Here is a 15,599-nt window from a genome sequence, read left to right on the forward strand (position 1 = left end):
AGGCTCGGTCCGTGCTGGGAGGAGACAGCGATGCCGGTCAATCTCGACGAGCTGAAGAACGCCACCAATCTGCGCGGACGCGGCGCGCGCTCCGGCATTGTGTTTGTCGCGCCCGTCGACGGCAGGGCGCATGTCTCCGGCGAGCGCAAGGTTCCGTTGCTGGAGCAGACCATTCCAGCCCTTTTCTCCGACACCGTCAGCAAATACGGCACGCTCGATGCCGCGGTCTTCGTCGGCCAGGACAAGCGCTTCACCTGGAGCGAACTGTCGGACACCGTCGATGCGCTGGCCGCCGGTTTCCTGGCACTGGGCCTGCACAAGGGCGACCGGGTCGGCATCTGGTCGCCCAACCGCTGGGAATGGCTGGTGACGCAATTCGCCACCGCCCGCATCGGCCTGATCCTGGTCAACATCAATCCAGCCTACCGGCTGACCGAACTGGAATATGCCCTCAACAAGGTTGGCTGCAAGGCGCTGGTGACGGCGGCGAGCTTCAAGACCTCGGACTATCTCGGCATGATCGAGACGCTGGCGCCGGAAATCGTCACGGCGACACCCGGCAGACTGAAGGCCGCGAAATTGCCGGCGCTCAGGATCGTCATCCGCATGGGCGAGGAGAACTCGCCAGGCATGTTCAATTTCGGCGACGTGCTGGCCATGGCCGGCCGCGACGAGCATGACAGCCTCGACCGCATCTCCGAGGGCCTGAAGCCTGGCGATGCGATCAACGTCCAGTTCACGTCGGGCACGACCGGCGCGCCCAAGGGCGCGACGCTTACCCATCTCAACATCGTCAACAACGGCAATTTCGTCACCTCGGCGATAAAACTCACCGTCGACGACCGGCTCTGCATCCCGGTGCCGCTCTATCACTGCTTCGGCATGTCGATGGGCACGATGGGCTGTGTGTCGAAGGGCGCGACGATGGTTTTCCCCTGCGAGGGTTTTGATCCCGGCCTGACGCTGAAGGCGGTCGCGCAGGAGCGTTGCACGGGCCTCTACGGCGTGCCGACCATGTTCGTCGGCATGCTCGATCATCCGGACTTCCCGACCTTCGATCTCTCCAGCCTGCGCACCGGCATCATGGCCGGCTCGCCCTGCCCGATCGAGGTGATGAAGAAGGTGGTGTCGCTGATGCATATGTCGGAGGTGACCATCGCCTACGGCATGACCGAGACCAGCCCGGTCTCGTTCCAGAGCAGCACCGACGATCCGCTGGAAAAGCGCGTCTCGACCGTTGGGCGCATCCATCCGCATGTCGAGGTCAAGGCGGTCGATGCCGAGGGCGCCACCGTTGCCGTCGGCGAGCCGGGTGAGCTTTGCACGCGCGGCTATTCGGTGATGAAGGGCTATTGGGACGACGACGAAAAGACCCGTGAAGCAATCGACATCGACGGCTGGATGCACACCGGCGACCTCGCCACCATCGACGCCGAGGGCTATTGCAACATTGTCGGCCGCGTCAAGGACATGGTCATTCGCGGCGGCGAGAACGTCTATCCCAGGGAGGTCGAGGAATTCCTCTACCGCCACCCCAAGGTTCGGGAAGTGCAGGTCTTCGGCATCCCGGACGCCAAATATGGCGAGGAATTGTGCGCCTGGATCGTGCTCAAACCCGGCCAGGTCGCCACCGAGCAGGAGATCAAGGCCTTCTGCGCCGGCCAGATCGCCCATTACAAGATACCGCGCCACATTCGCTTCCGCACCGAATTGCCGATGACGGTGACCGGCAAGCCGCAGAAATTCCTGATGCGTCAGGCAATGGTGGAAGAGTTGGGACTGGTGGCGCAGAAGACGGCGTGAGGCGGGATCAGCCGCGTCGCGCCATTGCGCCGATGCTGTCGAGCAGCGCCTGCTGGTCGCCGGCCCAGAACCAGTGGTCGTCGCCGTCGACTTCGATGAACCGGGCGCCGGGAATGCTGGACGCGAGGAACCGCCCGGCCTCGATGCGCACGGCCCGGTCGCCGGAGCGGTGGAGGATCATCGTCGGGGCGGAGACTTTTGCCAGGAGGTGGCGGATATCGGCATCCCGTAGCGCCTCCAGCAGGCCGGCGACCGCGCCTGGGCTGGAGGCCGCCCTGAGCAATCCGGCCCACCATGTCCTCGCCTGGCGGTCGTCAGCGAGGCTCGGGGCAAAGGTTTCGATTTCGGCCGGGCCTCCCCAGCCGGCGAGCAGGCGTTGCTTCCACAGATCATACTGCGCGACGGTCAAGGCAAAGGGATAGTCGGGTGCGCGGCTGCCTTTGGCGAGCGAGCCCCACAGGACGAGGCCGGTCAGGCGATCGGGATGCTCGACGGCAAAGCGAATACAGCCAGGCCCACCCTCCGACGCGCCGACCAGCAAGGCCCGGCGGCTGCCGGCCGCGTCCATGACCGCCAGAATATCTTGCGCCGTCGCCTCGACCGTGGGGCGGGCACCGACGCGGTCTGAGAGCCCCATGCCGCGCCGGTCGAAGAGGATCAGGCGACCGAGGCGCGAAACCTCGGTCAGCCAGGCGCGGCAGGTAGGGTCTTCCCAGATACGCTCGACATGAGAAATGAAGCCAGGAACAAGCACGATGTCGGTCGGGCCGCCGCCGACGATCTGGTACGCGATATGGATGCCGTCCACCGCGACATAGCGCGTCCTGGGCACATCCAGGGTGGCGTCCTGAGTTGGCTCGCGCAGCATGGCGAGCGTGGCGGGGTCCGGCGCGACGCCGAGTTCGTCCCGCAAGAGCCGGATGCAGGTCTCGATCTGGCGCTCTGCCGCCGCCCTGTCCCCGGCCGCCAGGTGAGCGCGGATCAGATGGCGGTGCGCGCTTTCGCTCAAGGGGTCGAGTGCCGCCAGCCGTGTCGCATAGACCACCGCGCCGCGCGGCTCGCCGCCGCCGATCTTGGCTTCGACGAGCCGCTCCAGCGCCTGCACCAGCCGGCCGCGCAAGGTCTCTCGCCGGAAGAAGACCCACTCCTCGAATTCCGGACAGTCCGGCAGCGAGAAGCCGGCGAGATAGTCGTCCTTGTAGATCCCGGCTGCCTCGTCGAGAGCGCCGCAATTGCAGGCCTGCTCGAAAACCCTGGTGTCGATCTCGGCGGACAGCGCCGGGTGCAGGCTCAGCGAGGCGCCCGTGGCGGCGATGATCTCGCTGCCGAAGGCGATGCGGATTTTATAGAGCGTACGCCGCAGTCGCGCGCGTGCGGCCTGCTCATCGGCTTCTGGCCACAAAAGCGTGGCGACGACCTCGCGCGCCACCGGTCCGCTGGCCTCGACGAGATAGATGAGGAGCGCCGCCGCCTTGCGCAGGGCGAGGTCCACCCGCCGGCCGTTCAAGCGGAACTCCGGAAAACCCAGAAATCCGAATTCCAGTCGTTCCATCGATCCGCACACGGCCATGCAGGGACGTTGAGGGGACGCCGGCCTTCTATCCATCCCCACGACATCGGGCCGATCGGGCCCGATCATGAGACTCCTTGGAGCGAGAAATGTCACTGGTCAATACCTTCACCCACCATTGCACATCAGGGCCCCTTGCCTGCGGGGGTGCCCCTGTCGGTGCTGCCGACGCAGGGCAAGGAGGCTGAGACATGTGCCAATCCTGTCTCTCCTGGTACGCGCGCTGCATTGCTCCCTACCTGGTCCACGCCGGCTGTTCGGCCAGCGCCTTCGCTGACATGCGCAGGCGCCTGATTCCACGGGCAGGCGGCGTTGTCGTCGAAGTCGGCTTCGGGTCCGGTCTGAACCTTCCCTACTACGACGCCGGCAGGGTAAAGCGGCTGGTCGGCGTCGATCCCGACGGCACGATGCTCGGCCTGGCCGAACCGAAGAGCCGTTCTTTGCCATTCAATGTCGACTGCATCCGGGCCAGCGGCGAAAACCTGCCATTGGCCGACAGCGTCGCCGACACGGTCGTCGTCACCTATGCCTTCTGCACCATTCCGGACCCCGAGGCGGCGCTGACCGAGATCCGGCGCGTCCTGAAGCCCACGGGCCGGTTGATCTTCATCGAGCACGGCCAGGCCGAGGGGCCGCGTTGCCGCCGGTGGCAGGAACGTCTGAACCGGATATGGGGCCGGCTTGCCGGCGGCTGCCATCTCAACCGCGATCCATTGCACCTGATCGATGCGGCGGGTTTTCATGTCGTGGAAGCGGAGCGTGAGCGGTTCCGGCTGCCCTTCTGGCAGTTGGGAAGCCACCATGCCGGTATCGCGATACCCCTAACGGGTTGAGGCGCGTTCGTCGTCTCCTATCGCCCGCCCTTAATCTCCGACGGCCGTGGTGCTGAACCCCGCTCCTGCACCAGCGGCCCGAGCAGCACTTCGCCGAACAGCGGCTGGTAGCTGCGGCGCACCGCCGGGTCCTCCTTGAAGGACAGCGCATATTGGCCGATCTGGTGGAAATAGGTGATGCGGGCCCTGACCAGGCTCTCGTCCGGGGGATAGCCCATGGCGCGGAAGGAGCGCATCAGGAGTTCGACGCGCAAATCGTCGATATCCTTGACCTCCCGCGCCAGCTTTTTCGACGTTCGCGACCAATCGCGCACGGCGAGGTCGAGCAGCGGGCTGAACGGTGCCTCGTCGACCCAGACATGCACGATGTCGGTGAAGAACTGCAGGCCGTCCACGTCGTGCATCTCGCGCATCGCCCAGAAGGGCTGGCAATTGATGTCCCGCCATTCCTGCAGCAGGCCGTCGCGAAGATCGGCTAGGCTGGTGAAGTGGAAATAAAAGCTGCCGCGCGTCACCTTGAACTGCTTGGCGAGGCGGTCGATCTTCACCTCGCCGATGCCGTGCTTCTCCAGCACCTTGCGCGCCGCCGCGATCCAGGCCTCGCGGCTCAGCGTCTGCCGCGCCGCCTTCGCGGGCGCGGCAGGCTTGGACGGTCTCTTGCCCTTGGCCGGCGCGCTATCGGCTTTCATGTGATCAAGACCTTCATCGCCTTGCCCAACGCCTGCAATCCGTTTGCCGGCTCCGATGCGCTTGGCGACTCATCAACTGTCCATTATCGCGGAACGTTAGAGCAATTCCAGGAAGAGTGTGTAACGATTTCCGTCGGAATTGCGTAAAAACAAGGAGATAGAGTGGCCGGGCGTTTCTAAGAGCGCCGGGCCGCGCCAAGCTCAGGGCAATGCGCTGATCCGCTCCAGCATGAGTTCGAAGAACGGCGCCGGATCGATGCGCCGCAGGACGTTGCAGTTCTTGCGCCGTCCCGTCACATGCCACCAGTCGACGACCGTCATGCCGATCGTCTCTGGCGAGACGATGTCGACCGTCACCGCGCACTGGCGCTGTTCATAGATTTGCGGCGCCAGGAGATAGCCGGTGACGCAGGCATCGTGGATCGGGCGTGCCGGCGTCTCGAATTTGTGGGTGCCGTACTGGCGGTAGAAGTCCGCCAGGTTCGCGGCCTCGATCGCGGCGCGGCTGCCGGTGGCGCGCAAGCGGTCCAGCCATTCGGGCGTCATCAGCGCGGTGTAGGTGCAGTCGATGCCCGCCATGGTCACCGGCACGCCGCTGTCGAACACCTTGTGCGCGGCATGCGGGTCGACGAAGATGTTGAACTCGGCAGCTGGCGTGGCGTTGCCGCCCTGGAAGAAGCCGCCGCCCATCAGCACCACTTCGCGCAGCCGAGGTACGATCCTCGGCTCCATGGTCATGGCCATGGCCAGGTTGGTCATCGGCCCGAGCGTGCAGACGGTCAATTCGCCTTCCGGCGCATCCATGATGGTGCTCACCATGTAATTGACCGCGTGTTCGCTTTGCAGCGGCGTCACTGGCTCGGGCAGGTCGGCACCGTCGAGGCCGGTTTCGCCATGGACATATTCGGCGGTGATCAGCTTGCGCACCATCGGCGCCGGACATCCAGCATGAACAGGCACATCGGGCCGCCCGGCAAGCTCCACGACCTTGAGGGCGTTCTTCGACGTCAGTGCAAGCGGCACGTTGCCCCCGACCGTGGTGATGCCGACCACGTCGACCTCATCTGGCGATCCCAATGCGAAGAGGATGGCGAAGGCGTCGTCCTGGCCCGGATCGGTGTCGATGATGATCTTGCGTGGTGCCATGATGCCGCGTCCTTCTCTTTGCGATCGAAAGCCTATTGATGAGGCCGTTCGGATGTGTAGAAATACAGTACTGTATCTTATGTTCAAGACAGGGTGTTCGAAAATGGATGCACAAGAGCGCGGCGATTTTTCCGAAATTCCGATCCTCGACGTCTCGGCGCTCTATGGCGACGACGAAGCCGGGATCCGGGCAACGGCAGCGACCTTGCGCCGCTATCTCGAGACGATCGGCTTCCTCTATGTCACCGGCCACGCCATTCCGCGCGCCGACGTCGAAGCGGTCCGCGAAGCTTCCAAGCGCTTCTTTGCCTTGCCCGAGGAGGAGAAGGCGAAGCTGAAGATCGACAAGAATTTTCGCGGCTTCCTGCCCTTCGCCGGCTCGACCATCGTGACCTCGTCGGTGGCGACCGTCAGCAAGCCGAACCAGAGCGAATCGATCTTTTTCATGCACGAGGTCGGCGCCGATGATCCGCGGGCCCTGGCCGACAAGCCGTTGCAAGGCCCGAACCAGTGGCCTGACGAGGCGGCTCTTGCCGGGTTCCGGGAAACGATCGAGCGCTACGTCCAGGAAATGAGCACGCTCGCCCGCAAGATGGTGCGCGCCATCGCGCTCTCGCTCGGGTTGCCCTCCGGCAGCCTCGACCGCTATTTCGAGCAGCCGACGACCTTCCTGCGGCTGCTGCACTATCCGACGCAGCCCCAGGAAGAGGGGCTTTTCGGTTCGGCGCCGCATACCGATTATGGTTTCATCACGCTGCTGGCGCAGGACAATGTCGGCGGCCTCGAGGTCAAGAACAAGGCCGGCGACTGGGTTCCAGCGCCTCCGGTTCCGGATTCCTTCGTCATGAATGTCGGCGACATCCTGGCGCGCTGGTCGAACGACCAGTTTGTCTCGACGCCGCATCGCGTCATCAACCGCTCCGGACGCGAGCGCTATTCGCAGCCCTTCTTCTTCGATCCCTCGATGGACGAGACGATCGCCGCGCTTCCGGTCTGCGTGCCTGCCGGCACACAGCCGAAATACGAGCCGGTGCTCTATGGCGATTACTTGATGGAGCGCATCGACAAGAATTACCACTACCGCAAGAAGAAGGCGGCCGAGGCAGCCGCCTCGTAAAGGCATGCCGAGCCCAGGCCGGGCACCGGCCCGGGCTTTGCGGCAAGACTGCAATCAAGGACAAGAAAGGGGAACAGCAATGAACAGATATCTGCAAATGACCGGCCTCGCGCTGGCGCTTTCCGCCACCGTCTGGGCCGGGGTTTCCAAAGCCGCCAATGTGCCGAAATCGGCTGAGGTGAAGCAGAGCGGAACGCTCGCCGTCGCCAACACGCTGGACTTCGCGCCGTTCGAATATCTCGACGCCGACGGCAAGCAGACCGGCATCATCGTCGAACTCGCCGGCGAAGTGGCCAAGCTCGTCGACGCCAAGCTCGATATCCAGCGCACGCCGTTTCCGTCGATGATCCCGGGCCTCGCGGCCGGCCGCTTCAAGATCGCCTGGGAGACCTTCTCGGCCACGCCGGAGCGCCTGAAGCAGGTCGATTTCGTCATGTTCCTGAAGGCGGGCCTGGCCGTCTCGACGTCACCCGACAAGAAGGCGAGCTTCGGCGGCGACACGCCGCTTTGCGGCAAGCGCATCGGTGTCTCGGCCGGCAGCGCCTCGGATTTCCTCGTCGACAAGCTCACCAAGGAGTGCACCGACAAGGGCCAGAAGGCCATCGAGAAGTCCGTCTTCAACTCTTCGACCGATATCGTCCAGGCAGTGCTTTCGGACCGCGTCGACGCGCGTATGGACGATGCCACGGCATCCAGCTATTTCGAGGTGACCAGCAAGGGCCAGTTGGTGGTGCTGCCGACGCTTTATGAGGTGGCGCCGCTCGGCATGGCGATCGCCAAGGACGACAAGGAAACCGCCGACATGATGGTGGCGGCCCTTGCCGAGCTGTTCAAGAACGGCACGTACAAGACTGTCCTGGAGAAGTATGGCATGGGCGCTTACGCGATCAAGGAACCCTACTTCGTCGGCTCCATGGACGCGCTTCGAGCCGAATAAGGATTACCCGGCGCCTGACCACGGGCCAGGCGCCGGCCAGAAATCAGGAGACCGTTGATGGGCGTGGCCCACCCGACCGAGATCGGCATCGAGCCGGGCGCTGCCGCCGCCGTATCGCGGCTGACCGTTGTGCCGCAGCGCCGCTATGGCATCTGGATCGGCACCGCGCTCGCGCTGCTGCTGGCGTTTCTGATCATTCGTGCCTTTGCCAGCAACCCTGCTTTCGCCTGGGGCACGGCCGCCGGCTATCTTTTCCATCCCTCGATCATGCGCGGCCTGGGCAACACGCTGCTGCTCACCGTCGTCATCATGGTGCTGGGCATCGTGGTCGGCACCGTCATCGCCATCATGCGGGTGTCGCCAAGCCCGGTGCTGCGCGCCTTTTCCGGCGTCTATGTCTGGTTCTTCCGTGGTGTGCCGGCGCTAATCCAACTGATTTTCTGGTTCAACCTGTCGCTGCTGGTGCGCGAAATCTCGCTGACCTTGCCGTTCATAGGCACGCTGTTTTCGGTGCGCACCAATGATTTCATGACGCCGTTCTTTTCCGCCGTCGTCGCGCTGTCCCTGTGCGAGGCCGGCTACATGGCCGAGATCATCCGCGCCGGCATCAAGTCGGTGCCGTCAGGCCAGTCGGAAGCGGCAAGCGCGCTCGGCATGCCCTACCGCATGATCCTGAAACGCATCACCTTGCCGCAGGCCATGCGCTTTGTGCTGCCGCCGACCGGCAACGAGGCGATCAACCTTCTGAAGATGACCTCGCTGGTGACGTTCATCGCCGTCGACGATCTGTTCTACACCGCGCAAAGCATCTACGCGCGAACCTTCGAGACCATCCCGCTGCTGATCGTGGTCGCCTTCTGGTATCTCGCCGTGGTCAGCATCATGTCGGTCGGGCAGCATTTCCTGGAGCGCCATTTCGGCCGCAGCGATGTCAGACGCGACCCTCTGACGATGCGCGCCTTGCGCAACGCCATCAGCCTGCGCGGCGTTGCCCGATGAGCGATGTGAAATCCGAAAATCGTGCCCGCTTCGGCGTGCCGGCCAACTCCATGGTGTTCGCGCGCGGCGTGCGCAAGACCTATGGCCAGCTCGAAGTGCTCAAAGGCGTCGACCTCGATGTGCCGGAAGGATCGGTCGCCTGTATCATCGGCCCGTCGGGGTCCGGCAAGAGCACGTTTCTGCGCTGCATCAACCATCTGGAAAAACTCAGCGGCGGCATCCTGCTGGTCGACAGCCAGTTCGTCGGCTACGACCTACAGGGCGACAAGCTCCATGAGGTGAAGGACGATCTTCTATGCCGGCGCCGTGCCGAGATCGGCATGCTGTTCCAGTCGTTCAACCTGTTCTCGCACATGACCGTGATGGAGAACCTGATCGAGGCGCCGACGCAGGTGCGGCGAATAGCACTGGACCAGGCGAAGGCCGAAGCGGAAGTGCTGCTGCGGCGTGTCGGCCTCGCCGACAAGGTCGACCGCTATCCGCGCGAATTGTCCGGCGGCCAGCAGCAGCGTGTCGCGATCGCGCGCGCCATGGCCATGAAGCCCAAGGTGCTGCTTTTCGACGAGCCGACCTCGGCGCTCGATCCGGAACTGGTTGGCGAAGTCCTGCAGGTCATGCGCGACCTGGCCGAGAGCGGGATGACGATGGTCGTCGTCACCCACGAGATCGGTTTCGCCCGCGAGATCGGCGACCAGCTCGTCTTCATGGACGGCGGCGTGATTGTCGAACGCGGCACGCCGCGTGAGATGATTGCCAATCCGACATCGCCGCGCACCCGCGAATTCCTGTCGCGGGTGCTGTAGCCCGTGGTTTGACTCGCTCTCAGCCCGCCAGCACCGCCGCGCCGAGGCCCCGGATAATCTTCGCCAGCTCGACGCATTCGCCATGCCGTGCATTGTTGCGCCGCCAGGCAAGGCAGATCATGCGCTGCGGCATCGGCTCCTGGAACGGCACGATCTTGAGGTCGGGGATGGTGCCGGCGGGCCCAGCCGCCATTTCCGGGATGAGGGTGACGCCGAGCCCGTGCGCCACCATCTGCAGCAGCGTGGTCAGGCTGGTGGCGCCGTAGCTTGCCATCGCCACCGGCCGCACATTGCCACAGACGGCCAGCGCCTGTTCGCGCAGGCAATGGCCTTCTTCCAGCAGCATCAATCTTTCCAGCGCCGGGCTCTCGGGTGGGACCGGCGGCGAGGCGAAAGCCGGATCGCCTGATGGCACGGCCAGGAAGAACCGATCGGGAAACAGCGCCTCGGTGATCAGCCCGGGATGGTCGAGCGGAAGCGCGGCGATGAAGGCATCGAGTTTTCGCGATGCGGTGTCGTCGACCAGGGAGGTGGTGACCGCCTCGCGCAATTCGAGCAGCAAGGCCGGGAAGTGCTTCTTCAATTCAGGCAGGGCGAGCGGCAGAAGATAGGGCGCGATGGTCGGGATGATGCCCAGGCGGAAGCGTCCCTCCATCGCCGTGCGGCCGCGCCGGGCTGTCGTTTCCACGTCACGTATATCGGCCAGGATGCGCTCGATGCGCGGCAACAGCGCAATCGCGTCATCCGTCATGCGCACCGACCTGCCGCCGCGCTCGAACAGCCGGCAGTTCAGCCGTTGCTCCATTTCGGCGATCTGGGAGGATAGCGCCGGCTGGCTGACACCGGCAAGTTTCGCCGCACGCCCAAAATGCAGCGTCTGCGCCAGCGCGTCGAAATAATGCATCTGGCGAACCGTCAATCCGATCATGTGGTCAAGCTCGTCATAAGAAAATCCTATCGAAATAAACAGGAAAGACAATTTGTTTTTATCGTCAGTGTGCCCTAGTCTGGAACCGTTCCAGATTGGCGCGCGCCGCTGGCCGCCCCCAAAATCTCGGCAAAAATCAACCTCGGCACAATCAAACCTCGGCAAAATTGGAGTGAGACATGGACGCGAAAACCGACGATAACAGCGCGGGCAAATGCCCTGTGGCGCATGGATCCGCCGGCCGGACCAACCGTGACTGGTGGCCGAACCAGCTGGACCTCGGCGTTCTCCACCAGCAGTCGAACCTGTCGGACCCGATGGGCGAGGACTTCGACTATGCCAAGGAATTCGGCAGCCTCGATCTCGATGCGGTCATCAAGGATCTGCACCATGTGATGACGGATTCGCAGGATTGGTGGCCGGCTGACTTCGGCCATTACGGGCCGCTGTTCATCCGCATGGCCTGGCACAGCGCCGGCACCTACCGCATCGGCGACGGCCGTGGCGGCGCAGGCGCCGGCCAGCAGCGTTTCGCGCCGCTCAACAGCTGGCCTGATAACGCCAATCTCGACAAGGCGCGCCGCCTGCTCTGGCCGGTCAAGCAGAAATACGGCCGCAAGATTTCCTGGGCCGACCTCTTGATCCTCACCGGCAACGTCGCGTTGGAATCGATGGGTTTCAAGACCTTCGGCTTCGCCGGCGGCCGCGCCGACGTCTGGGAGCCCGAGCAGGACGTGGACTGGGGTTCCGAAACCAAATGGCTCGGCGACGAGCGCTATTCCGGCGACCGTGAGCTTCGCGGCCATCTCGGCGCCGTGCAGATGGGCCTGATCTACGTCAATCCGGAAGGGCCGAACGGCAAGCCCGATCCGCTGGCCTCGGCCCGCGACATCAGGGAAACCTTCGCGCGCATGGCCATGAACGACGAGGAAACCGTGGCGCTGATTGCCGGCGGTCACACGTTCGGCAAGACCCATGGCGCTGGCGATGCCTCGCTGGTGGGCGCGGAGCCCGAAGGTGCCGGTATCGAGGCGCAGGGCCTCGGCTGGTCGAGCAAGCATGCGTCAGGCATTGCCGGCGATGCCATCACGTCGGGCCTCGAAGTCACTTGGACGACGACGCCGACCAAGTGGAGCAACAACTTCTTCGACAATCTGTTCAACTTCGAATGGGAATTGACCAAGAGCCCGGCCGGCGCCCATCAGTGGACGCCGAAGGGCGGCGCCGGTGCTGGCACGGTGCCGGACGCGCACAACCCTTCCAAGCATCATGCGCCGGCCATGCTGACCACCGATCTCGCGCTGCGGGCCGACCCGGCCTACGAGAAGGTCTCGCGGCGTTTCCATGAGCGTCCGGAGCAGTTCGCCGACGCCTTTGCCCGCGCCTGGTTCAAGCTGACCCATCGCGACATGGGCCCGGTCGTGCGCTATCTCGGCCCATTGGTGCCGAAGGAAGAGCTGATCTGGCAGGACCCGATCCCGGCGATCGATCATGAACTGGTCAGCGAGCAGGACATCGCCTCGCTGAAGACCAAGATCCTGGCCTCCGGCCTGTCGGTTTCCGAACTGGTCTCGACCGCCTGGGCCTCGGCTTCGACCTTCCGCAACTCCGACAAGCGCGGCGGCGCCAACGGTGCCCGCATCCGGTTGGCACCGCAGAAGGACTGGGCTGTCAATGAGCCGGCCCAATTGTCGAAGGTGCTGGCCAAGCTCGAGGCCATCCAGAAGGAGTTCAATACCGGTGGCAAGAAGGTATCGCTGGCCGACCTGATCGTGCTCGGTGGTGTCGCCGCGGTCGAGAAGGCCGCGAAGGACGGCGGCAACGACGTGAAGGTGCCGTTCACGCCCGGCCGCATGGACGCTTCGCAAGAGCAGACGGACGTTCACTCCTTTGCCGCGCTCGAGCCTAAAGTCGACGGCTTCCGCAACTACGTCAGGGGCAAGCAGCCCATGTCGGTTGAAGCCATGCTGGTCGACCGGGCGCAGTTGCTGGGCCTGACGGCGCCGGAACTGACGGTGCTTGTCGGCGGCCTGCGGGTGCTTGGCGCCAACACCGGGCAGTCAAAGCACGGCGCGCTCACCGACAGGCCGGGTACGCTGACCAACGACTTCTTCGTCAACCTGCTCAGCATGAGCACGGTGTGGGATCCGGCTGCCGGTTCTGTTCCGGGTTCGGAAGAGGTGTACGAAGCGCGCGACCGCAAGACCAGGGCGGTCAAGTGGACAGGCACCCGCGCCGACCTGATCTTCGGTTCGCACGCGCAACTGCGAGCGCTGGCCGAAGTCTACGGATCGGCGGACGCTGGGCAGAAATTCGCCCGGGACTTCGTTGCGGCATGGACCAAGGTGATGAACGCCGATCGCTTTGATATCGCTGCCTGATTCGAACTTAAGGCCTACGAAAAAGGCGCGGGCCACGGCCCGCGCCTTTTGCATTCAGGCTCTGGAAATCAATCCTTCTCGAAGACGCGCGCCTTGGCGACGACGCCGGCAATGGCGCCGCCGATGAGCGGCGCGACGATGAACAGCCAGAGCTGGCTGAGCGCGGCACCGCCGGTAAACAGCGCCGGACCGATGGAGCGCGCCGGATTGACCGAGGTGCCGGTGACCGGGATCATGGCGAAGTGAATGCCGGCCAGCGTCAGGCCGATGACCAGCCCGGCAAAAGCCGTCGAGTGCTTCTCGGCGGTGACGCCAAGGATAACCGTGACGAAGGTGAAGGTGCCGATCAGCTCCCACAGGAACGCCGAGCTCATGCCCCATTTCGTCTCGTCCCAGCCATTGGCGCCGAAGCCGCCGGTGTGGCCACCGGCCTGGCCGGAAACGATGATCCACAACGCCAGCGAGGCGATGATGGCGCCGATGATCTGCGCGATCCAGTAGGGGATGACGTCCTTGGCCGGCAGCCGGCCGGCAAGGAAGACGCCGAGCGTCACCGCCGGATTGAGATGCGCGCCCGAAATCGGGCCGATCGCATAGGCCGCCGCGATGAGGCCGATGCCGAATGCCAGGCCGATGCCCTCCTGACCAAGCGGCAGCGCGCCGCCGAAGCCGCCCGTCACCACGGACGCCGTACCGATGAACACCAACAGAAATGTGCCTAGAACTTCCGCCAGATAAGTCTTCATTGCCCTCTCCTCGTGACGATTCGCCGGTCCACGGTTTCCGCGCCGCGAATCATGGCGACAAGAGTATTCCCAACCGAAAAACTTGGAAAGCAGAGCGGTTGCGCCACAAGCCGTGCTTGCAGTCCCCAGTTACGAACATTAGAGACCTTTCATCTATTGATCGATCTGCTTTTGCCGACCGGGGAAATTTATTGGTCGGCTGAATCCGCTGGCGTGGTCCGCGGCGTCTCGGCGGTGTGCGATGGAGCGGGGTTCAATCCGGACGTGAAAGGCTCTAAGAGCAGGCCCTGGGATTAATGTGCTCGATTTGATGGAATGACGAATGCGACTGGGCGGACGGCTGGCTGCGGCCATCGAAGTGCTGGAGGACATCGGTCGGCGTCACCGGCCGGTGGCCGATGCGCTGAAGGATTGGGGCCTGTCACATCGCTTCGCCGGCGGTGGTGATCGCGCCGCGATCGGCAACATCGTCTACGACGCGCTGCGCCACAAACGCTCCGCCGGCTGGTTGCTGGGCGAAGACACGCCGCGCGCCATCGGCTTCGGCGCGCTGCTGCTCGAATGGAGCCAGACGGCGCAGTCGCTCAACGCCACGCTCGAAGGTGACAAGTTCGCGCCGCCGCTGCTCAGTGCCACGGAACTCCAGGCAATCGCCGAACGCCGGCTCGTCGACGCGCCGCCAGCGGTTCGCGCCGACATACCCGATTGGTGCGCACCGCTGTTCGAACGCGCCTTCGGCGAGACATGGGTCGAGGAGGGCGCCGCGCTGGCCACACGCCCGCCGCTCGACATCCGGGTCAACACGCTACAGGCCGATCGCGCCAAGGTGCTTGCCGAACTGGCCCAGACCGGTGCAAGCGCCGCGCGGATCGCGCCCTATGGCATCCGCATCCCGCCGATCGATGGCGACGGCAGGCATCCCAATGTCCAGGCCGAGCCGGGCTTCCAGAAGGGCTGGTTCGAGGTCCAGGACGAGGGGTCGCAGATCGCGGCGGCACTTGCCGGCGCGACGGCCGGCATGCAGGTGCTCGACTTCTGCGCCGGCGCCGGCGGCAAGACGCTGGCGCTGTCGGCGGCGATGGACAATCACGGTCAGATCTTTGCTCACGATGCCGAAAAGGCGCGGCTGGCGCCGATCTTCGACCGCATCCGCCGTTCGGAAAACCGAAATGTGCAGATCGCCATCAAGCCGGCCGAGCTTGCCCCGCTCGCCAACCACATGGACATCGTGCTGGTCGACGCGCCCTGCACCGGCAGCGGCACCTGGCGGCGGCGTCCCGACGCCAAATGGCGCCTGACGCAGAGACAGCTCGACGCCCGCAAGGGCGAGCAGTCGGCGATCCTCGATGCTGCGAAGGCCTATGTCAAACCTGGCGGCCTGCTGGTCTACATCACCTGCTCGGTGTTCGACGAGGAGAATGGCGAACAGGTCGCCGCGTTTCGCAATCGGCACGGCGGCTTTGCCCCGGTCGACCATCGCCAGCTTTGGGACAGCCATTTTCCAGGCAATGCCGCCGCGATGCGGATCGGTGCCCAAGGTGGCATTTCGCTCTCGCCGGCGCTGAGCGGCACCGACGGATTTTATTTCTGCGCCATGCGGCGGGCGAACTGACGCCGTTGACAGCTTGGGGCTGCGCCCCAGTTCGT

13 protein-coding genes are annotated in these 15,599 nt (G+C 64.5%); 8 read left to right on the forward strand and 5 right to left on the reverse strand.

What is annotated here, in order from left to right; genetic code table 11:
• The first annotated feature begins 30 nt into the window (after positions 1-30).
• Positions 31-1,803: an AMP-binding protein gene (locus LB569_RS02955; RefSeq protein WP_224690987.1), complete on the forward strand. Its 1,773-nt coding sequence runs from the start codon at positions 31-33 to the stop codon at positions 1,801-1,803.
• A 7-nt stretch (positions 1,804-1,810) separates the two neighbouring features.
• Here the strand turns inward: LB569_RS02955 and LB569_RS02960 are convergent, their stop codons facing one another.
• The gene (locus LB569_RS02960) at positions 1,811-3,355 is read right to left on the reverse strand and encodes an alpha/beta hydrolase (RefSeq protein WP_224690988.1); all 1,545 of its coding nucleotides are present in this window, start codon (positions 3,353-3,355) and stop codon (positions 1,811-1,813) included.
• 209 nt (positions 3,356-3,564) lie between these two features.
• Between LB569_RS02960 and LB569_RS02965 the strand changes: the two genes are divergently transcribed.
• Positions 3,565-4,206 (forward strand): class I SAM-dependent methyltransferase, encoded by a 642-nt coding sequence (locus LB569_RS02965; RefSeq protein WP_224690989.1) that lies wholly within the window; start codon positions 3,565-3,567, stop codon positions 4,204-4,206.
• A 17-nt stretch (positions 4,207-4,223) separates the two neighbouring features.
• On the opposite strand, the gene LB569_RS02970 is transcribed toward LB569_RS02965, so the two are convergent.
• Both LB569_RS02970 and LB569_RS02975 read right to left on the reverse strand, forming a co-directional pair.
• Entirely contained in the window at positions 4,224-4,895 is a 672-nt protein-coding gene (locus tag LB569_RS02970; RefSeq protein WP_140709212.1) for a TetR/AcrR family transcriptional regulator, read from the reverse strand.
• A gap of 201 nt (positions 4,896-5,096) precedes the next feature.
• The gene (locus LB569_RS02975) at positions 5,097-6,041 is read right to left on the reverse strand and encodes a nucleoside hydrolase (protein WP_224690990.1); all 945 of its coding nucleotides are present in this window, start codon (positions 6,039-6,041) and stop codon (positions 5,097-5,099) included.
• 103 nt (positions 6,042-6,144) lie between these two features.
• On the opposite strand from LB569_RS02975, the gene LB569_RS02980 reads away from it, so the two are divergent.
• The 4 genes from LB569_RS02980 to LB569_RS02995 all read left to right on the forward strand — a co-directional run bounded on the left by LB569_RS02980 (position 6,145) and on the right by LB569_RS02995 (position 9,897).
• On the forward strand, positions 6,145-7,158 hold the full coding sequence (locus LB569_RS02980) for an isopenicillin N synthase family dioxygenase (RefSeq protein WP_224535764.1): 1,014 nt from the start codon (positions 6,145-6,147) through the stop codon (positions 7,156-7,158).
• A 79-nt stretch (positions 7,159-7,237) separates the two neighbouring features.
• Positions 7,238-8,095, forward strand: coding sequence for an ABC transporter substrate-binding protein (locus LB569_RS02985; protein ID WP_224690991.1), 858 nt, complete (start codon positions 7,238-7,240; stop codon positions 8,093-8,095).
• 57 nt (positions 8,096-8,152) lie between these two features.
• Positions 8,153-9,094, forward strand: a complete 942-nt coding sequence (locus LB569_RS02990; RefSeq protein WP_224690992.1) for an amino acid ABC transporter permease — start codon at positions 8,153-8,155, stop codon at positions 9,092-9,094.
• The gene (locus tag LB569_RS02995) at positions 9,091-9,897 is read left to right on the forward strand and encodes an amino acid ABC transporter ATP-binding protein (protein ID WP_318013093.1); all 807 of its coding nucleotides are present in this window, start codon (positions 9,091-9,093) and stop codon (positions 9,895-9,897) included. The genes LB569_RS02990 and LB569_RS02995 overlap by 4 nt, the downstream gene beginning before the upstream one ends.
• A 19-nt stretch (positions 9,898-9,916) precedes the next feature.
• On the opposite strand, the gene LB569_RS03000 is transcribed toward LB569_RS02995, so the two are convergent.
• Positions 9,917-10,825 carry a hydrogen peroxide-inducible genes activator gene (locus LB569_RS03000; protein WP_140709200.1) on the reverse strand — a complete coding sequence of 303 codons (909 nt, stop codon included), beginning with the start codon at positions 10,823-10,825 and terminating at the stop codon, positions 9,917-9,919.
• A 179-nt stretch (positions 10,826-11,004) separates the two neighbouring features.
• On the opposite strand from LB569_RS03000, the gene katG reads away from it, so the two are divergent.
• Positions 11,005-13,206, forward strand: a complete 2,202-nt coding sequence (gene katG, locus LB569_RS03005; protein WP_224690993.1) for a catalase/peroxidase HPI — start codon at positions 11,005-11,007, stop codon at positions 13,204-13,206.
• Positions 13,207-13,274: 68 nt separating this feature from the next.
• Here katG and LB569_RS03010 read toward each other — a convergent pair whose 3' ends face one another.
• Positions 13,275-13,952 carry an MIP family channel protein gene (locus tag LB569_RS03010; RefSeq protein WP_127277877.1) on the reverse strand — a complete coding sequence of 226 codons (678 nt, stop codon included), beginning with the start codon at positions 13,950-13,952 and terminating at the stop codon, positions 13,275-13,277.
• A 322-nt stretch (positions 13,953-14,274) separates the two neighbouring features.
• Between LB569_RS03010 and LB569_RS03015 the strand changes: the two genes are divergently transcribed.
• Positions 14,275-15,564 carry an RsmB/NOP family class I SAM-dependent RNA methyltransferase gene (locus LB569_RS03015; protein ID WP_224690994.1) on the forward strand — a complete coding sequence of 430 codons (1,290 nt, stop codon included), beginning with the start codon at positions 14,275-14,277 and terminating at the stop codon, positions 15,562-15,564.
• Positions 15,565-15,599 lie beyond the last annotated feature (35 nt).

The sequence above is a fragment of the Mesorhizobium sp. BH1-1-4 genome, assembly GCF_020165665.1.
In the GTDB taxonomy this organism is placed as follows: Bacteria; Pseudomonadota; Alphaproteobacteria; order Rhizobiales; family Rhizobiaceae; genus Mesorhizobium.